This is a genomic window from Paenibacillus sp. FSL R10-2748 (assembly GCF_038005565.1).
GTDB lineage: Bacteria > Bacillota > Bacilli > Paenibacillales > Paenibacillaceae > Paenibacillus > Paenibacillus polymyxa_B.
The window spans coordinates 45,548-62,598 of the sequence record NZ_JBBOTK010000016.1; the positions used below are offsets into that span (position 1 = coordinate 45,548).

A 17,051-nucleotide genomic window follows, 5' to 3' on the forward strand; every position below is an offset into this window, starting at 1 on the left:
ATGGCGAAATTAGAAATTACCCTCGTTCGTTCGTTGATCGGCCGTCCTGGTAATCAGAGAACGACTGTTAAAACGCTCGGCTTGCGTAAAATCAACCATAAAGTAGTTCAACCCGACAATGCAGCTATTCGCGGGATGATTAATCAAGTTAGCCATTTGGTTTCTGTTAAAGAAATTGAGGCTTAAGAAATAAAGTATTTTAACAATAATCAAGGAGGTGCAACGAACGATGAAGTTACATGAGCTTTCCCCAGCTCCAGGCTCCCGCAAAGAACGTAAACGTTTGGGTCGTGGTCCTAGTAGCGGTACGGGTAAAACTTCTGGTCGTGGTCATAAAGGTCAAAACGCTCGTTCCGGCGGTGGTGTACGTCCGGGCTTCGAGGGTGGTCAAAACCCACTGTATCGTCGCTTGCCTAAACGCGGTTTCGTAAATCCTACTCGTAAAGAGTATGCGGTTTTGAATATCGAAGATTTGAACAGTTTTGCAGCGGGTACAGAAGTAAGCCCTGAGTTTTTGCTGAACAATGGCATTGTGAAAAACGCTAAATCCGGAATCAAAATTCTGGGTAACGGTGAAATCACTGTAAAATTGACAGTTAAAGCGAACAAGTTCTCTCAATCTGCGGTAGAGAAAATTGAAGCTGCCGGCGGTAAAACCGAGGTGATCTAATGTTCAAGACCCTGAAAAATATATGGCGGGTTGAGGATCTTAGAACCCGAATCCTGTTCACCCTGTTTATACTCTTTGTATATCGTATTGGCTCCTTTGTGCCGGTTCCCGGCGTGAACAAGCAAGTCTTTACTTCTCAGGATCAGGCAGGAAGCGAGTTGTTTGGACTCCTTAACACCTTCTCAGGGGGCGCATTGTATCAGTTTTCGATCTTCGCCCTCGGGATTATGCCATATATTACAGCGTCCATCATTGTACAGTTGCTGTCAATGGACGTGATTCCGAAACTTGCGGAATGGGCTAAACAAGGAGAGCATGGTAAAAAGAAGTTGGCTCAAATTACGCGTTATGGTACGGTAATACTTGGCCTGATTCAAGCATTCGGAACGTCGATTGGCTTTAATCGACTGTACGGTGCAGCGATGATTCCAGGAGCCACTTTTGCAGATTATCTGGTCATTGCCATTGTGCTTACAGCAGGAACTACGTTCCTTATGTGGCTCGGTGAGCAAATTACCGAAAAGGGAATCGGCAATGGTATCTCTATTGTTATCTTCGCAGGGATTGCAGCGGGTATTCCAAGACATATTCGGACGGTTGTAGAATCTCAGTTTATTCAGGCAGATCAGCTGTTTATGAATATTCTGAAGGCAATTATAATTGCCCTGGTGATTGTTCTGATTATTGTTGGTGTTATCTACATCCAGCAAGGTATTCGGAAAATCCCGGTACAATACGCGAAACGTGTAGTTGGCAACAAAATGTACGGTGGCCAGAATACGCATATTCCGATGAAAATTAATGCGGCAGGCGTTATTCCGGTAATCTTTGCGGTATCATTGCTGCAATTCCCGACAATTATTGCGAGTTTCTGGGCAGATCATGTTTGGGCTAAGTGGGTTACCACTTACTTGTATTATGACAAGCCGCTGGGCATGGTTTTGTATGTCGTAATGATTATCGGTTTCACATTCTTCTATACCTTTGTACAGATGAATCCGCAGCAAATGGCCGACAATATGAAGAAAAACGGCGGTTATATTCCGGGAATTCGCCCGGGTAAAGCCACGGAGAAATACTTGACACGAGTAATGTCACGTTTGACAATGACAGGAGCCTTGTTTCTGGCAGTCATATCCGTTTTGCCGGTATTCTTCGGTTCGCTTTCGGGCTTGCCTCGTTCCGTGCAAATTGGCGGTACTTCATTGCTCATCATCATTGGTGTAGCATTGGATACAATGAAGCAAATCGAAAGCCAACTGATCAAACGCCATTACAAAGGCTTCATCAACAAATAGGCAATAGGTACCGGCTTAGGATGTTCGCATGCTTACCGGCACCTTTTGTGCTGTTTCTTGTGTAGGGGTCGTCTTGAGGAGTGACAGATTGTGAATATTTTGATCATGGGCCCTCCGGGGGCTGGTAAAGGTACACAAGCAGATGTCATTGTGAAGGAATTCGGCATTCCTCATATCTCGACAGGTGATGCTTTTCGCCTAGCGATGAAACAGGGAACACCTATTGGCATTAAAGCTAAAGAATATATCGACAAGGGTGAACTTGTTCCGGATGACGTAACAATCGGTATCGTTGAAGAACGGCTACAACAGCCAGATTGCAAGAAAGGGTTCTTGCTGGACGGTTTTCCAAGAACTTTGGCTCAAGCTGAAGCCTTGGATCAAATTTTGGGTCGTTTGAATACGAAGCTAGATGACGTCATCAACCTGAAAGTGGATAGTGACAACTTGTTGGCACGAATCACAGGACGGCGGGTTTGTAAAAGCTGCGGAACTAGCTATCATATTGTCTTTAATCCTCCTAAGGTTGAAGGCATTTGCGATAAAGACGGTGGGGAACTCTATCAGCGTCCTGACGATAATGAAGATAGCGTAAGAACACGACTTGACGAATATAGTAATAAAACAGCACCACTCCTCACGTTTTATGAGAACCAGAATCTTCTGCGTCATATTGACGGAGAACAGGATATTGATGTGGTTTCCCAAAATATCGTGTCCTTGTTGCGGGGTTAGCTGTAATGATCATTTGCAAGTCGGGGACGGAATCAAGCTTTATGAGGAAAGCTAAGAGAATAGATACGGAAACGGATCATCTCTTGGCAGGACACATCGAGCCCGGTATTACGACCGGTGAACTTGATCATTTAGCTGATCGGTATATTCGCAGTCAGGGAGCTGTGCCGTCTTTTAAAGGTTATAACGGTTTTCCTGCTAGCATTTGCGCTTCAGTCAACGAACAACTGGTGCACGGATTTCCCGGCAAACGCAAGTTAAACAAAGGCGATATCATCGCGAAAACTCGCCAGTTTACAATGTCGCATGCCATTCAGCAATATATTGAGAATCCAAACCGTGGTATTCCTGAGCAGGGGCCGAGGCTGAAAACCGGCATTGGGCTGGCTATTGAATCAATGATTCAGATAGGTTCTCACCATGTAGGGACGCTGGAAGACAACTGGACGGTCGTTACGATGAACGTAACCTCATGTGCTCATAACGAGCAAGCGGTGACGTGCGAAACGGGCGGCATGGACATTTTCACGAAACTGAGTGCGTAGGTGATTGTAATGGTTCAGCAAGGAAACCTGCAAATCGGTCAGCTGGTGAAGATTCTGAAAGGCAGAGGTGCCGGACAGATTGCGGTTGTCGTTTCAGTAGCAGATAGCAGGTTTGTATATATTGCGGATGGGGATAAACGAAAGTTTGATCAAGCGAAGAAGAAAAATGTTCTTCATTTGGTGCCTCAGCCAAAGATTAGTAGCGAGATTGTAAACAGTTTAAACGAAAGCGGTCGGGTGACGAATGGAAAGCTGCGCCATGCAGTGAAAACTTTCCTGGACTCGTCCGAATACCAAGCTGAAGAGAAAGGAGACTGACTTTGGCCAAAGAAGATGTCATTGAGGTTGAAGGTACGGTAATCGAGCCACTGCCGAACGCTACGTTCAAGGTAGAGCTGGAGAACGGTCATCAAATTCTTGCTCATGTTTCCGGAAAGCTGCGGATGCACTTTATCCGTATTTTGACAGGCGACAAGGTGGTTGTACAGTTATCGCCTTACGATTTAACCAAAGGCCGTATAACGTACCGCAAGTAATTCATGCAGGTTTTTATTAAACGTATGTCATTTAAAAAACTTGTTTTGCTCGGCAAAACGATGTGAATGTTCACGAAGCGAGTTTTACCAGGGTAAAGCTTGGAGGAGGTAATCAACATGAAGGTAAGACCTTCTGTAAAACCTATTTGCGAAAAATGCAAAGTCATTCGCCGCAAAGGGAACGTAATGGTTATTTGCGAAAATCCGAAACACAAACAAAAACAAGGTTAATAGAAGGGGGTGTAGCGTAAAATGGCTCGTATAGCTGGTGTGGATTTGCCACGTGACAAACGCGTTGAGATCGCCTTGACTTACATTTTCGGAATCGGTAAAACGACTTCTCAGAAAATCTTGAAGGAAACAGGCATCAGTGCAAACACGCGTGTTCGTGATTTGACTGAAGATGAAGTGAGCAAATTACGTGAAACGATCGACAAAGAAGTTAAAGTAGAAGGCGATCTGCGTCGTGAAATTTCCTTGAATATTAAACGTCTGACTGAGATTGGGTGCTACCGTGGTGTTCGTCACCGTCGTGGGTTGCCTGTTCGCGGACAACGTACTAAAACTAATGCTCGTACCCGTAAAGGTCCTCGTCGGACTGTAGCGAACAAAAAGAAATAAGAAGGGAGGATAACATTCAATGGCTAAACCGAAAAAAGTTGTACGTACAAAACGCCGTGACCGTAAAAATATCGAAACTGGCGTGGCACACATCCGTTCCACGTTCAACAACACGATCGTTACGATCACAGATCCACACGGTAACGCAATCTCTTGGGCCAGCTCAGGCGGCATGGGATTCCGTGGTTCCCGTAAATCTACTCCATTTGCAGCGCAAATGGCCGCAGAAACTGCTGCTAAAGCTGCTATGGAACACGGCATGAAAACTGTCGAAGTCATGGTTAAAGGACCTGGTGCAGGTCGCGAAGCAGCAATCCGCTCTTTGCAAGCTGCTGGTTTGGAAGTTAACCTGATCAAAGACGTAACTCCGGTACCTCATAACGGATGCCGTCCTCCAAAACGTCGTCGCGTCTAATGAGATTTCTCCTCTGCGTGTAGTATAGATCCGGCACAAACTGCCAAGAATGGATGTTTAGGTATACTGCATGATAGACTATGGATAAGGTGAATGTTTCATATAGGAGCGACGTTTTGAAGGAGGGATATTGCAGTGATAGAAATCGAAAAGCCGAAAATTGAGACGGTTGACGTCAATGATGATGGCACCTATGGAAAATTCGTAGTAGAACCGCTGGAACGCGGATACGGTACGACGCTGGGAAACTCGCTTCGCCGTATTCTGTTATCCTCGTTACCGGGGGCAGCAGTCACATCGGTTCAGATCGATGGGGTTCTGCACGAGTTTGCAACGGTTCCCGGTGTGAAGGAAGACGTAACGGAGATCATTCTGAACTTGAAAGCTTTATCGCTTAAAATCCACTCGGATGAAGAGAAAGTACTCGAAATCGATGCGGAAGGCGAAGGAGTTGTAACGGCAGGAGATATCCGTGCGGATAGTGATGTGGAAATTCTTAATCCGGATCTTCACATTGCTACGCTCGGACCGGGTTCGAGACTTCACATGCGTATTTTTGCCAATCGCGGTCGCGGTTACGTTAAGCAGGATCGGAACAAACGTGATGACCAGCCGATCGGCGTCATTCCCGTCGACTCCATCTACACTCCGATTGCACGCGTGAACTACGGCGTAGAAAATACGCGTGTCGGCCAGGTTACGAATTATGACAAGCTGACACTTGAGGTTTGGACTGACGGAAGTATTCGTCCCGAGGAAGCAGTGAGCCTTGGAGCCAAAATTTTGACCGAGCATGTGATGTTGTTCGTGGGTCTCACGGACGAGGCAAAAGATGCTGAAATTATGGTTGAAAAAGAAGAAGACAAGAAAGAAAAAGTTCTTGAAATGACGATCGAAGAGCTGGATCTCTCCGTCCGTTCCTATAACTGCCTTAAGCGCGCTGGTATCAATACGGTACAAGAACTCACGACTAAATCTGAAGAAGATATGATGAAGGTCCGTAACTTGGGTCGCAAATCTTTGGAAGAAGTACAAGAGAAGCTCGAGGAACTTGGTTTAGGACTTCGTACGGAAGAATAGTACAGCAACGTTTTTGTGAAGGAGGGGAAATTACATGGCATACCAAAAATTGGGCCGTAACTCCAGTGCCCGTAAAGCTTTGTTTCGTGATTTGGTAACCGATCTGTTCTTGTATGAGCGTATCCAAACTACTGAGGCTAAAGCGAAAGAAGTTCGTTCTATTGCTGAAAAACTGATCACCAAAGCGAAAAAAGGAGATCTGCACGCACGTCGTCAAGTGGCTGCGTTCGTTCGCCGTGAAACTTTGGATGGTGAGCAGGATGCAATCCAAAAGCTGTTTAGCGAATTGGCTACACGTTACACTGAGCGTCCAGGTGGATACACTCGTATCCTGAAATTGGGACCTCGTCGTGGCGACGCCGCTCCAATGGTATATCTGGAATTGGTTGACCGCGCGTAAACAGGTGAAGATGAGGGAAGGGTGGACAGAATCGGCTTGATTCTGAACAACCCTTTTTTTCTCTTGGAGGAGTCCTTGAGGGGCTTCTCCTTTGTTATGTTCGGTTATTCCTTGCAAGGCCAGAGACTACCCCTACAAAGGTGTGAGAAGCATGCGGAACTTGTGCATGAAGGTGAACTATGACGGAACCCACTATGATGGCTTTCAGACGCAGCCTAACGGTAACACCATTCAGGACTGCCTTGAACATGCTATTTACTCATTGACGGGCGAGCGTCTTAAAATTACAGGCTCAGGCCGTACAGATGCAGGTGTACATGCATACGGGCAGGTATTCAATTTTCACACTGAATCGCCGATTCCGTTACAGCGCTGGTGTCTGGCACTTAATGCCTGGTTGCCTCGTGATATCATCGTTACGGATGCGAGAGAGGTGCCACTGTCCTTTCATGCACGCCGCATGGCGAAGCGGAAGACATATCGGTACAGTATTAATGCGAACCGGTTTCCGGACATCTTTCACCGTCGTACACAGGCCCATCATCCAACGAGTCTGGATGTAAGAGCGATGGAGGAAGGGTTAGCTCATTTAGTTGGCACCTTTGACTATACTTCGTTCGCATCTCGACGTTCCCAAAAGACGAATCATGTTCGCACTATTTACGAAGCCTATATGACAGTAGACCATTCCTTTTCACGTCCGGACTCGGATGATCAGGGAATTATCCATACTTATATTACAGGTAGCGGATTTTTGCAGCACATGGTTCGGATTATTATGGGTACTTTGCTGGAAGTGGGAGAAGGCAAAAAATCGTCGGATGATATTCCTTCCATTTTAGAGGCGAAAAATCGTTCAAAGGCCGGACCTACGGCCGTTGGACACGCTTTAACGCTCTGGAATGTAGAGTACGACGAAAACATCAAAAAACATTGATTTTACCCTTGCGGAATTGATGGTTATCCTGTAATATAAAAGTTGTGTTTTCTTAATGGCTTTCCCACAGCCCCAATTAAGATAATCACTTTAAATTAACATCTAATCCATCAATAATGCAGCAACTTAACGAACGAAGATAAATGATGATTTCTGTTAACGAACTTAAGGAGGATACTTTTCATGCGTACTACGTATATGGCGAAGCCAAATGAAGTTGAGCGCAACTGGCACATCATTGATGCCGAAGGCAAAACGCTCGGCCGTCTGGCAAGCGAAGCGGCTGCGTTGATTCGCGGCAAACACAAGCCACAATTTACACCACATGTGGACACAGGTGATTTTGTTGTTGTAATCAATGCGGAAAAAATCGTATTAACCGGTAAAAAAATGGAGAACAAGAAATACTACCGTCACTCCCTGCATCCGGGTGGTCTGAAAGTAACGGTTGCACAAGAAATGGTTAAGAACAAGCCTGAGCGTATGTTGGAATTGGCTGTTCACGGTATGCTTCCTAAAACTCGTCAAGGCGAGAAAATGAAGCTGAGACTTAAAGCTTACAGAGGCACTGAGCATCCACATGCAGCACAAAAACCTGAAGTTTACGAACTTCGCGGATAATTAAAAGGGAGGACAGTTTCATGGCACAAGTACAATACTATGGGACAGGTCGTCGTAAACATTCGGTAGCTCGTGTTCGTCTCGTACCGGGTGAAGGACGCATTGTCATCAATAAGCGTGATATTAATGAATATTTCGGTTTGGAAACTCTCAAACTGATCGTAAAACAACCACTGAACCTGACAGAAACAGTTGGCAGCTATGACGTACTCGTTATCGCTCATGGTGGTGGTATCTCTGGTCAAGCCGGCGCAATTCGCCACGGTATTTCCCGTGCTCTGTTGAAAGCAGATCCGGAATTCCGTCCAGCTTTGAAAAAAGCAGGCTTCTTGACTCGTGACCCACGTATGAAAGAACGTAAAAAGTACGGTCTCAAAGCCGCTCGTCGTGCACCACAGTTCTCGAAACGTTAATATTTCGAATACAGAAGAACCTTTTCCTTATGGAAAGGGTTCTTTTTTATTTAGTCATTTCCTGATTATTATCCACATGTGGATAAGTAGACCTACTCTAAAATTCATAGGCTTCAGCATGTTTCTGCGAATACATAAATAACCGCATGCAAATGCATGGAACACGAAAAGTTATCCACGATGTAATTGAAGACGATATTGTTATACACAAATACAGTTTGCTATTTCCACGGAGTTTATTCTGTAATGTTTATAACCTGTGACTAAAATATAATGTTCGACTATTCAATATAGCCTCATCTTAATATTCTCTGCTAAGTGCTGTTTCACTAGATACTTTGCTTTCACTTGTTTATGTAAAGTCCCTTGATATGTTCTGGCTGGTATTGTCTATGCCTCTTGTACAGCTGTTTTGGGCGCAGCTAGGGATACGGCAAGGAATACCTCTTTTTATTTGTGTGCACTGAGAGAAGGACGCTCTTTAGCCTGGCACTGTCCGCTTTCTAGGCTACTGCAATGGCAACGGCGATTTACATGTTACTGGTAATGGAAATAGTCTACACAGCAATCGCTCCAAACTATAACCGGGAGCACCATGTATTGTCCGACTGTGTCTACCCTCATAAAATTGACCCTCCTTGATGACAGGCTTTAAATAGGCTTCCAGTAGCGATAAGAGTCTTGCTTGTGTCCAGTGGATCAATTCCTCGGGAATTGCCTCTACAAGCGCTTTAGGATGGGATAGAGGCATAATAAGAGTTCAGCGCGCAGTTATTTCTTTTATAATTTCCACAATGAAAGCATCGCTGACGCCAGAGCTCCAGAATAGTGTAGTCGATTTCATCTGGCTAAAAATTCGAGTAAAGGTTAGTTTGCCTTCATCTGAACTCGTCCACATACGGACTTCATCTTTGGAAAGCAAAATAAGAGCTTTGGAACCTAAAGTTATTTTCAATTCCCTCGGTTAGCACCCTTCGATAATCTTAGATTCAGAAACGATGCTTGCTTTTTTCTACAGATGGTTCTTGCTTGATCAAGCAACCCAAAGCTGTTCAGCATTGCTGCCGCGCACTAGGCCAAGATTAGGATACGCTGCTCCTAGATGCCTCTAAAGCATTTCACTCAGAAGATCCACAAGCATATGTATAGTACAATAATACATTTTGGCTATAGAAATCATTCAACTAAGTAATTTTGCGTAGCAAGGTAGGTTGTCAAAAAAATGCTTATCCGCACGTTCGGCTTGCTCTTCCAAAGTCAAAACTATAGGATGTATTCCTTCAAGGACCAAACTATTACCATATATTGTTATATGAGAAAGCCCTTTGTTTAAAAGCGTACTGGTGGTACGCCTTTGTCTTCGGCAGAGTAGAGAACAAGCCGTCTTTGTTGACGTAAAAAGCCTCCATTCAAGCATTCCTTCAGCTACACTAGTTATTTTTAGTAACAAAAGAGCCTATGGACCATTTTCAAGTGTTTGGTATAAGAATATTTTATATAAAGCCAATGAACTTGGTTGGATACGCAAGAAAGCATTAAAGAATGCTGACAGAACAACATTCCTGCAAATTTGGGTAGATAAATGCTTACATCAGGACATTTTGCCTTGGATTGACAATGATTGTGAAAGTTTTATACTGTATTTAATCTTATTAGTTTAGTCGGTATTGAAATGCCACTTATTTATGAATCTTCATATGGAGGCGCATTGATAATGAATTTATTGGAGAAAGAAGCGTTGATTAGAGTCAAGGCAATTGAACTGGAAGAGGCTACGCCAGAGGAAGTTATCCAGTATGCTGTTCTTACATTTCCCAATCTTACCTTTGCTTGTAGCTTCGGAGCAGAAGATGTAGTACTAGTAGATATGCTTCAAAAAATTAGCCCTTCCACCGACATTTTTTACTTGGACACCGACTTTCATTTTCAAGAAACTTACGATACGCGAGATCAGATGAAAGCCAGATATAATTTGGATTTTGTCAGGGTCTCTCCCTTAATTACTCCTGAAGAGCAAGCGGCTGAGCATGGAGAGGAACTGTGGAAAACAGATCCTAACACATGTTGTGGTATACGCAAAGTTGAGCCCCTGACACGCATTTTGTCACAATACGATGCATGGATTACTGGTATTCGCCGGGATCAGGCCCCTACCCGTGCGAATTCAAAAAAGGTAGAGTATGATGAAAAGTTTGGACTCGTTAAATTTAATCCCTTGGCAAGCTGGACATCCGAGGATGTATGGAACTATATCCGTACTCATGAAGTACTGTATAATCCATTGCATGACCGCAATTATCCCAGTATCGGTTGTGAGCAATGTACCCGTGAAGTTCTACCAGGTGAAGACCCTCGTGCAGGTCGCTGGTCAGGCAATGAGAAAACAGAGTGTGGGCTCCATCAATAAAATGGTATTCAGGTAACTATGAGTCGTATTTATGAAGAGAAGGGAAGTGCATTATGACTGCAATTCTTCCGCATGGCGGAACACTTGTTGATAAAATCATTACAGGACCGGAGCAAAAAGCACTTTTGCAGGCTGCAGGAGAATTGTTTCCTATCCGTGTAAACTCATGGACCATTTCTGATCTGGATTTGATTGGAGTGGGAGCTTTCTCTCCTTTGACGGGGTTTATGAATGAATCTGATTATCGGTCGGTGGTAACAGATATGCGTCTTGCCGATGGTACAGTCTGGAGTATTCCCATTACTCTTGCAGTTGTAGAAAGTGTAGCCAGTGAACTGAAATTAGGTCAGCAGGTGGCTTTGGTGGGTGAAACAGACGATACTATCTATGCTGTACTTGATATTGAAAGTATTTATCAGGTAGATCAGGCTGAGGAAGCCAGACGAGTATTCAAGACCGATGACCCTGCTCATCCTGGCGTAAACAAACTGTTAGATCGACCTTCTACGTATGTTGGTGGGTCTGTGCAAGTGCTGAATCGGCCGGAGCCCACACAATTTAGTGAGTTTTACTATACACCATCACAGACACGCGACTATTTTGTAGAAAAAGGCTGGAAAACAGTGGTCGGTTTTCAAACACGAAATCCGGTACACCGGGCGCATGAGTACATCCAGAAAAGCGCGATGGAGATTGTGGATGCTTTGTTTCTAAACCCACTCGTTGGTGAAACCAAGTCAGATGACGTTCCGGCAGATGTGCGTATGAAGAGCTACCTGGTGCTGCTGGACAATTATTATCCGGCTGATCGGACTTTTCTGGGGGTATTTCCTGCTGCCATGCGATACGCGGGTCCTAGAGAGGCCATTTTCCATGCTATTGTGCGAAAAAACTATGGCTGCACCCATTTTATTGTTGGAAGGGATCATGCCGGGGTAGGAGACTATTATGGTACCTACGAAGCACAGGAAATTTTCAGGCACTTTACACCTGAAGAGCTGGGGATTACTCCATTGTTCTTTGAACACAGCTTTTATTGCACTCGATGTGGAAATATGGCCTCAAGTAAAACATGCCCACATCCCAAGGAGCATCATTTGACGCTCTCGGGCACCAAGGTACGGGAATTGTTGCGCTCTGGGGTTTGCCCGCCACCTGAATTTACACGACCGGAAGTTGCTCAAGTGCTGATTGAAGGTATGAAGGAATTTGTTCATGCCTGAGTTGTACTATCTACACGCCTCGTCCCATATAGATTATTAGTATCTGTATAGGACGGAGGCGTTTTGTTATGCAAAAAAATAATCGTAAAAACGAGGTTACACTGTGGATTCGCTATCGGACGTTGCAAAAAATGCTGTTGGGCTGTTGTCTCGCCGTTCTGTTTATTACACTGGCATTGTATGAGATACCTGCTTCGAGAGCTTGGACCCATTGGAGTTTACCCCTTACTGGTAAAGTAATTGCTATAGATGCTGGACACGGAGGGCCTGATGGAGGGGCGGTTAGCAAAGAAGGAATTATTGAAAAGGATATTAATCTGGCAATCGCTTTTTATTTGCGGGATTATTTGCAGCAAGCAGGTGCTGTTGTTGTCATGACACGTGAGGATGACCGCGACCTGGCGCAGCAAGAAACGAAAGGTTATTCCAGAAGAAAAACGGAGGATTTGAAGCAGCGTGTGCGTATAATTGAGGAGCAGAAAGCGGACCTCTTTCTAAGTATTCATATGAACAGTATTCCGTCGAGCCGTTGGAGTGGAGCCCAGACCTTTTACGTTCCTAACCATGCAGATAACGAGAATTTGGCGTCTTTAATTCAGGAAGAAATCAAACGCAACTTGGAAAATACGGACAGAGTGGCTAAGACCGTGAACACAGTTTATTTATTGAAAGCTCTCAAAATGCCATCAGCCCTTGTAGAAGTCGGATTTTTGTCCCATCCAGAGGAAGCCAGACGACTAAGTGACGTGAACTATCAAAGGCAGGTGGCGGCGTCCATATATAAGGGGATTTTGCGTTACAGTGCCGGGGAAAAGGGGATCTCACCAGCACCTGAGGCCAGATAGTGGTATACTGTAAGTGTTTACCACTCCGTAATTCATTAAAGCAGAGGTGCTGATAATTCATGCAATCAAGAGAGCAAGTTATAGAGCTACTTCAACAAGTGCGGGAGCCTCAAACAGGACGCCGTCTAGTCGATCTCCATTTTATTCGGGATGTGGTTGTTAAAGAGGATCGGGTATCCCTGACCGCTATTAGTTTGAATAGCCAGGAAGAGACGTGTGCAGAACTGGAGCGGGAAATCCGGCAGACGTTAGAAGAGGCGGGATTAAGCCACGTCCATATTCGTATTCGTGAGGCATCTGAGCATGAAAAGTCCGCAATTCAAGCTGTGGAGAATACCGAGGAAGCCGCTGACCCGGTTTTGACCAAAGGACATGCTGTCGGTATGGAAGAACATGAGCTGCTTAGCCCAGCATCTGGCGTCCGGTTTATTGCCATTGCAAGCGGAAAAGGTGGTGTCGGAAAATCGACAGTAGCTGTAAATTTGGCTGCTGCTTTAGCTAGACAGGGGAAGCATGTGGGTTTAATTGATGCGGATATCTATGGATTTAGCGTGCCGGATATGATCGGGGTGGAGGAGGTTCCTTCTGTCGAAGATGGTATCATTCAGCCGGTGGAGCGATTCGGTATCAAAATCATGTCTATGGGCTTCTTTGTCAGAGAGAACAATCCGGTGATTTGGAGAGGTCCCATGCTGGGGAGAATGCTCAGACAGTTTTTTAGTGATGTTGAATGGGGACAACTGGATTATATGATACTCGATTTACCACCAGGGACTGGCGATGTAGCGCTTGACGTACATCAAATGATTCCGCAGAGTGAAGAAATCATTGTCACTACCCCACATGCAACTGCAGCTTTTGTAGCTGCACGTGCAGGGGCTATGGCGCTCCAAACAGATCATAAGGTCATTGGTGTTGTGGAGAACATGTCCTATTATGTATCCTCCACCGGAGAAAAGGACTATGTTTTTGGACGCGGTGGCGGGGCTATGCTGGCAGATACCCTTCATACGAAGCTGCTGGCGCAAATTCCGCTGGGTATCCCAGACAATCACCCTTCAGAAGCCGACTTTTCTCCATCCGTATATAAATCCGAGTCGGCGACAGGGGCAATTTACAATGATATTGCTGCTCAAATTACGACGTTGCACGCGGAATTTGAATAAGAAAAAAAGGCTGGTTGTTGAACCAGCCTTTTTATTATTGGCCTCCACCTTGTTCTCCTTCGCCTCCACCACCACCACCATCTTGCTTCTGATCAGCAGAGCCACCTTGCTCACCGCTTTTTTTCTCAACCTTAGGTTGGAGTTCCTCTTGTACGACAGTTTTAAGTAAATTCATGACTTCAAGCCGAAAAATCGGATTCTGCATGGCATCATGCATGACTGTCATAGATTGTTTGCGATATTCAGGAGTTTTAGTTAAGTCCATATACATCTTGGTCAGTTCTGGCGACTTAAGCATCGCTTCAATTGATTTTTGATAAGAAGGGTCTTTTATAAGTTGCATATGAAGCTGTTTGCTTTGGCTGTTGATGGCTTTGGCAAATTCTCCGGCAAAACGCGGATCAGTCATAATTTTTTCGATTTCTTTTTTATATTCAGGTGATACCAAAGTATCTTTGACTGCGATCTTCATCTGTTCAGCCGATTGCATGGGCATAAGCATTTTCATTCCCATGCTTCCACCAGATCCACCACCAGCCCCACCCTCTTCACTGCTTTGACCGGATTGTCCTTCTTTTGAAGTGCTTTCCCCGGTTAAAGCCTCCTCTACGGCTTTTTTTCCGTCATCGCTTTTCAAGATATCGACAACCATCGTTTTCATCTCTTTATAACTGTTCTGGGGGGGCGCAGAACCCTGATCCGAGCCGCAGCCACTCAGTGCAACGCCCAGTACGCATACCGTGCTAACAAATCGCAAACGAGTCCAATTCATGGCCGTATTCCTCCTTCATCATGAATGTGGATAGTATGCGAATGAATGCGGGGAAATATGTCGATTTGCTTTTGGTTTTTAGCTGAGAACGATGTAAAATAACTCCTTAAAGACCCAGTGCCTGATCGCGCACCTCTTTGCCTTTTACTGTACCCTGTTGAAGCAGTTCAGATACAGTCACGAATTCATAGCCTTGTGCGCGCAACTTGTCGATAATGACGGGCAAGGCTTCATGTGTTTGTTTACAGGAATCACTGGCATGCAGAAGGACGATATCGCCAGGATGCGCTTTATTTACAACACGGTCGATTATGACCTGAGTACCAGGGTTTTTCCAGTCCAGGGAATCTGTATCCCACTGAATGGTTTTGTAGCCTAAAGTGCTGGCAACCTGAAGGACCCTTTTATCAAAGTCGCCATTAGGCATACGGATCAACTTCGGGGACTGTCCCGTCAGTTCGGTTAATGTGGTATGAGCAATGGAAATCTGCTTACGAATATCTTCATCGCTTAAGCTACTGTAATTTTCGTGTTTATGGCCATGACTGCCGATCTCAAATCCGCTTTCTTTAATCTGATTCACAAGCTCTGGATGTGTTTTACTCCAAGGGGCAGAAAGAAAAAAGGTGGACTTGGTCACTTTTTTATCCTCAAGGACTTTTAAGATGGGGGCAGTACGTTTATCACCCCAACTAATATCAAAGGTGAGAGCGATCAGCTTTTTGTCTGTGGGTACACTATAAATAGCGGTTGGTGCTTCCTCGGAAAAAACCGTAACATTATCGGTTTCTACATAAATGACTCCAACAGTAAAGACGGCTGCAGCCATTACGATTAAGAATCGTTTGATTTTTTTACCGTTCAATACATAGAAAAAAGAATTCATGGTTAATAACGCCCCTTTCATCCTAGAAGTGCTTGTTTACTTAAAGCTATGCCGGGGGTTGTCAATTATTCCATTGAACCAATAGGAGGAATTATCAAATGGGACTAAAAGCATTTTTTCACGATTTACACACGACAAGACGGTTAATTTTAATCTCTGCATTTCTTTTCTGCACAAGTATTATGGTGGGATGGTTAAGTACAGGCACTATTCAATCCATGCTGGCGCAACAAATGGAGGGACTGGGAGAAGTAGCGCAGCGCTTGCAGAATTCTGAGCATCCACAATGGAGTTTTTTTGTATTCATCTTTTTCAATAATGCAATTAAATGTGTGCTGGTTATATTTATGGGGGCAGTATTTGGAATCGTACCGTTTATATTTTTAATTGTGAACGGTATGGTTTTAGGGTTTGTAGTACACTTGCAGACAGATATGGGAAGAAGTATGTATGAAGTTGTTGTAAAAGGGTTACTGCCTCACGGTGTGATTGAATTGCCTGTTTTGATTATCGCCTGTGCCTTCGGATTGAAGTTTGGAATCAACATAATGTCTACTATAGGTACAAGCATAGGGCTAAAGCGCAAAGGAACTGGCCTAGTGTGGGATTTATTTATGAAACAAACGTTGAGGGTGTCCATATGGTCTGTCATCTTACTGCTTATAGCAGCTGCAATTGAGAGTGGCATAACTTATCGTTTATTGTCACAATAAAATATTATGGCCAATTATTTATATATTTCCTGAAAATTGAACATAACAAAGGGGAGAGCCTAAAGAGAAGCTGAAGATTAATCGGGGTAAGTTTGAAACCTTAGCAGTTGAGTTTAAAAACAGGTAAAGATTGGAACAATAGTTGAGCAAATATAAGTACTATATAATCTGCTGATAAGGGAGTATGGTCATATGTTGGGAATGCTGTTTAACGAAAAAGAATGCAAGGAACTTGACTACGTTCTTCGTAAGGAGCTAGATGAAATGCTGCTTGATATGAGCGATACTCGATTGGATCAAGATATTCGCTACGCAATCGCACTACGATATAAAACAGTCTTTCGCATGTATGCCCGTTTTGCACCCGCCAAGGAACTATCAAAATATGCTCGCAGAGGGCGAGTCCCACAAACCAAACAATGAAAAGATAAGATGAAACTATATCAGAGATATCAGGAAGTAAACTATTTTAAAAAGATTATACTTTCTGATATCAAAAAAAGTATTGACTCTATTCAATATTCATGGTAAATTAATTTTCGTTCCTTTTTGAAGGATTTGCTCGAAAAAAAGAAATTAAAAAAACTCTTGCAAATTCTAAAAAGAGATGATATATTATAAAGGTCGCCACTGAGACGCGGTGACGAAACAAAGTAAGACATTATGCAAGTTTGATCTTTGAAAACTGAACAACGAGTGAGTACGGATTTTACAAAATCCAACGCTGAAATTTTGGTACATGCCGTCAGGTTGTATAAAATGGAAGCG

Annotated in this window: 24 protein-coding genes; 22 read left to right on the top strand and 2 right to left on the bottom strand. The window is 44.2% G+C overall.

The window, feature by feature from the left end; all coding sequences use genetic code 11:
• The 20 genes from rpmD to NSS66_RS26505 all read left to right on the top strand — a co-directional run bounded on the left by rpmD (position 1) and on the right by NSS66_RS26505 (position 13,912).
• The gene (gene rpmD / locus NSS66_RS26410; RefSeq protein ID WP_013312150.1) at positions 1–186 is read left to right on the top strand and encodes a 50S ribosomal protein L30; all 186 of its coding nucleotides are present in this window, start codon (positions 1–3) and stop codon (positions 184–186) included.
• Positions 187–229: 43 nt separating this feature from the next.
• Complete coding sequence (gene rplO, locus NSS66_RS26415; protein WP_013312149.1) at positions 230–670, top strand: 50S ribosomal protein L15; 441 nt, start codon at positions 230–232, stop codon at positions 668–670.
• Positions 670–1,968, top strand: a complete 1,299-nt coding sequence (secY, locus tag NSS66_RS26420) for a preprotein translocase subunit SecY (protein ID WP_013312148.1) — start codon at positions 670–672, stop codon at positions 1,966–1,968. Before rplO ends, secY begins: the two co-directional genes overlap by 1 nt.
• A gap of 90 nt (positions 1,969–2,058) precedes the next feature.
• Positions 2,059–2,703: an adenylate kinase gene (locus NSS66_RS26425; protein ID WP_013312147.1), complete on the top strand. Its 645-nt coding sequence runs from the start codon at positions 2,059–2,061 to the stop codon at positions 2,701–2,703.
• A 5-nt stretch (positions 2,704–2,708) separates the two neighbouring features.
• Positions 2,709–3,248, top strand: a complete 540-nt coding sequence (locus NSS66_RS26430; RefSeq protein ID WP_023990556.1) for a M24 family metallopeptidase — start codon at positions 2,709–2,711, stop codon at positions 3,246–3,248.
• Between the two features lie 9 nt (positions 3,249–3,257).
• Positions 3,258–3,566 carry a KOW domain-containing RNA-binding protein gene (locus NSS66_RS26435; protein ID WP_254349282.1) on the top strand — a complete coding sequence of 103 codons (309 nt, stop codon included), beginning with the start codon at positions 3,258–3,260 and terminating at the stop codon, positions 3,564–3,566.
• A 2-nt stretch (positions 3,567–3,568) separates the two neighbouring features.
• Complete coding sequence (gene infA / locus NSS66_RS26440; protein ID WP_006212898.1) at positions 3,569–3,784, top strand: translation initiation factor IF-1; 216 nt, start codon at positions 3,569–3,571, stop codon at positions 3,782–3,784.
• A gap of 117 nt (positions 3,785–3,901) precedes the next feature.
• Complete coding sequence (gene rpmJ / locus NSS66_RS26445; RefSeq protein WP_003333770.1) at positions 3,902–4,015, top strand: 50S ribosomal protein L36; 114 nt, start codon at positions 3,902–3,904, stop codon at positions 4,013–4,015.
• Between the two features lie 21 nt (positions 4,016–4,036).
• On the top strand, positions 4,037–4,405 hold the full coding sequence (gene rpsM, locus NSS66_RS26450) for a 30S ribosomal protein S13 (protein WP_007432560.1): 369 nt from the start codon (positions 4,037–4,039) through the stop codon (positions 4,403–4,405).
• A 19-nt stretch (positions 4,406–4,424) separates the two neighbouring features.
• The gene (rpsK, locus tag NSS66_RS26455; protein ID WP_013312144.1) at positions 4,425–4,820 is read left to right on the top strand and encodes a 30S ribosomal protein S11; all 396 of its coding nucleotides are present in this window, start codon (positions 4,425–4,427) and stop codon (positions 4,818–4,820) included.
• 135 nt (positions 4,821–4,955) lie between these two features.
• Positions 4,956–5,900, top strand: a complete 945-nt coding sequence (locus tag NSS66_RS26460; RefSeq protein WP_007432558.1) for a DNA-directed RNA polymerase subunit alpha — start codon at positions 4,956–4,958, stop codon at positions 5,898–5,900.
• Positions 5,901–5,934: 34 nt separating this feature from the next.
• Positions 5,935–6,300, top strand: coding sequence for a 50S ribosomal protein L17 (gene rplQ / locus NSS66_RS26465; RefSeq protein ID WP_013312143.1), 366 nt, complete (start codon positions 5,935–5,937; stop codon positions 6,298–6,300).
• A gap of 151 nt (positions 6,301–6,451) precedes the next feature.
• Positions 6,452–7,237, top strand: coding sequence for a tRNA pseudouridine(38-40) synthase TruA (truA, locus tag NSS66_RS26470; RefSeq protein WP_023990555.1), 786 nt, complete (start codon positions 6,452–6,454; stop codon positions 7,235–7,237).
• Positions 7,238–7,420: 183 nt separating this feature from the next.
• Positions 7,421–7,858 (top strand): 50S ribosomal protein L13, encoded by a 438-nt coding sequence (gene rplM, locus NSS66_RS26475; protein ID WP_013312141.1) that lies wholly within the window; start codon positions 7,421–7,423, stop codon positions 7,856–7,858.
• Positions 7,859–7,878: 20 nt separating this feature from the next.
• Positions 7,879–8,271: a 30S ribosomal protein S9 gene (rpsI, locus tag NSS66_RS26480; protein WP_013312140.1), complete on the top strand. Its 393-nt coding sequence runs from the start codon at positions 7,879–7,881 to the stop codon at positions 8,269–8,271.
• Positions 8,272–9,596: 1,325 nt separating this feature from the next.
• Complete coding sequence (locus tag NSS66_RS26485) at positions 9,597–9,932, top strand: hypothetical protein (protein WP_340960089.1); 336 nt, start codon at positions 9,597–9,599, stop codon at positions 9,930–9,932.
• A gap of 53 nt (positions 9,933–9,985) precedes the next feature.
• The gene (locus NSS66_RS26490; RefSeq protein ID WP_068939394.1) at positions 9,986–10,678 is read left to right on the top strand and encodes a phosphoadenylyl-sulfate reductase; all 693 of its coding nucleotides are present in this window, start codon (positions 9,986–9,988) and stop codon (positions 10,676–10,678) included.
• Positions 10,679–10,731: 53 nt separating this feature from the next.
• Entirely contained in the window at positions 10,732–11,901 is a 1,170-nt protein-coding gene (gene sat / locus NSS66_RS26495; protein ID WP_160789115.1) for a sulfate adenylyltransferase, read from the top strand.
• Positions 11,902–11,969: 68 nt separating this feature from the next.
• The gene (gene cwlD, locus NSS66_RS26500; RefSeq protein WP_103050278.1) at positions 11,970–12,746 is read left to right on the top strand and encodes an N-acetylmuramoyl-L-alanine amidase CwlD; all 777 of its coding nucleotides are present in this window, start codon (positions 11,970–11,972) and stop codon (positions 12,744–12,746) included.
• A 59-nt stretch (positions 12,747–12,805) separates the two neighbouring features.
• On the top strand, positions 12,806–13,912 hold the full coding sequence (locus NSS66_RS26505; RefSeq protein WP_340960091.1) for an Mrp/NBP35 family ATP-binding protein: 1,107 nt from the start codon (positions 12,806–12,808) through the stop codon (positions 13,910–13,912).
• Between the two features lie 34 nt (positions 13,913–13,946).
• Here NSS66_RS26505 and gerD read toward each other — a convergent pair whose 3' ends face one another.
• Both gerD and pdaB read right to left on the bottom strand, forming a co-directional pair.
• Positions 13,947–14,684 (bottom strand): spore germination lipoprotein GerD, encoded by a 738-nt coding sequence (gene gerD, locus NSS66_RS26510; RefSeq protein ID WP_069080584.1) that lies wholly within the window; start codon positions 14,682–14,684, stop codon positions 13,947–13,949.
• A 106-nt stretch (positions 14,685–14,790) separates the two neighbouring features.
• The gene (pdaB, locus tag NSS66_RS26515) at positions 14,791–15,570 is read right to left on the bottom strand and encodes a polysaccharide deacetylase family sporulation protein PdaB (protein WP_053326182.1); all 780 of its coding nucleotides are present in this window, start codon (positions 15,568–15,570) and stop codon (positions 14,791–14,793) included.
• 98 nt (positions 15,571–15,668) lie between these two features.
• On the opposite strand from pdaB, the gene NSS66_RS26520 reads away from it, so the two are divergent.
• Entirely contained in the window at positions 15,669–16,283 is a 615-nt protein-coding gene (locus tag NSS66_RS26520) for a stage II sporulation protein M (protein WP_340960092.1), read from the top strand.
• 192 nt (positions 16,284–16,475) lie between these two features.
• Positions 16,476–16,706 (top strand): hypothetical protein, encoded by a 231-nt coding sequence (locus NSS66_RS26525; RefSeq protein WP_013312131.1) that lies wholly within the window; start codon positions 16,476–16,478, stop codon positions 16,704–16,706.
• Positions 16,707–17,051: the final 345 nt, after the last annotated feature.

Coding starts and splice junctions, on each gene's coding strand:
- rpmD (WP_013312150.1), top strand. CDS start 1: ATGGCGAAATTAGAAATTACCCTCGTTCGTTCGTTGATCGGCCGTCCT.
- rplO (WP_013312149.1), top strand. CDS start 230: ATGAAGTTACATGAGCTTTCCCCAGCTCCAGGCTCCCGCAAAGAACGT.
- secY (WP_013312148.1), top strand. CDS start 670: ATGTTCAAGACCCTGAAAAATATATGGCGGGTTGAGGATCTTAGAACC.
- NSS66_RS26430 (WP_023990556.1), top strand. CDS start 2,709: ATGATCATTTGCAAGTCGGGGACGGAATCAAGCTTTATGAGGAAAGCT.
- NSS66_RS26435 (WP_254349282.1), top strand. CDS start 3,258: ATGGTTCAGCAAGGAAACCTGCAAATCGGTCAGCTGGTGAAGATTCTG.
- rpmJ (WP_003333770.1), top strand. CDS start 3,902: ATGAAGGTAAGACCTTCTGTAAAACCTATTTGCGAAAAATGCAAAGTC.
- rpsM (WP_007432560.1), top strand. CDS start 4,037: ATGGCTCGTATAGCTGGTGTGGATTTGCCACGTGACAAACGCGTTGAG.
- rpsK (WP_013312144.1), top strand. CDS start 4,425: ATGGCTAAACCGAAAAAAGTTGTACGTACAAAACGCCGTGACCGTAAA.
- rplQ (WP_013312143.1), top strand. CDS start 5,935: ATGGCATACCAAAAATTGGGCCGTAACTCCAGTGCCCGTAAAGCTTTG.
- truA (WP_023990555.1), top strand. CDS start 6,452: ATGCGGAACTTGTGCATGAAGGTGAACTATGACGGAACCCACTATGAT.
- rplM (WP_013312141.1), top strand. CDS start 7,421: ATGCGTACTACGTATATGGCGAAGCCAAATGAAGTTGAGCGCAACTGG.
- rpsI (WP_013312140.1), top strand. CDS start 7,879: ATGGCACAAGTACAATACTATGGGACAGGTCGTCGTAAACATTCGGTA.
- NSS66_RS26490 (WP_068939394.1), top strand. CDS start 9,986: ATGAATTTATTGGAGAAAGAAGCGTTGATTAGAGTCAAGGCAATTGAA.
- sat (WP_160789115.1), top strand. CDS start 10,732: ATGACTGCAATTCTTCCGCATGGCGGAACACTTGTTGATAAAATCATT.
- cwlD (WP_103050278.1), top strand. CDS start 11,970: ATGCAAAAAAATAATCGTAAAAACGAGGTTACACTGTGGATTCGCTAT.
- NSS66_RS26505 (WP_340960091.1), top strand. CDS start 12,806: ATGCAATCAAGAGAGCAAGTTATAGAGCTACTTCAACAAGTGCGGGAG.
- gerD (WP_069080584.1), bottom strand. CDS start 14,684: ATGAATTGGACTCGTTTGCGATTTGTTAGCACGGTATGCGTACTGGGC.
- pdaB (WP_053326182.1), bottom strand. CDS start 15,570: ATGAATTCTTTTTTCTATGTATTGAACGGTAAAAAAATCAAACGATTC.
- NSS66_RS26520 (WP_340960092.1), top strand. CDS start 15,669: ATGGGACTAAAAGCATTTTTTCACGATTTACACACGACAAGACGGTTA.
- NSS66_RS26525 (WP_013312131.1), top strand. CDS start 16,476: ATGTTGGGAATGCTGTTTAACGAAAAAGAATGCAAGGAACTTGACTAC.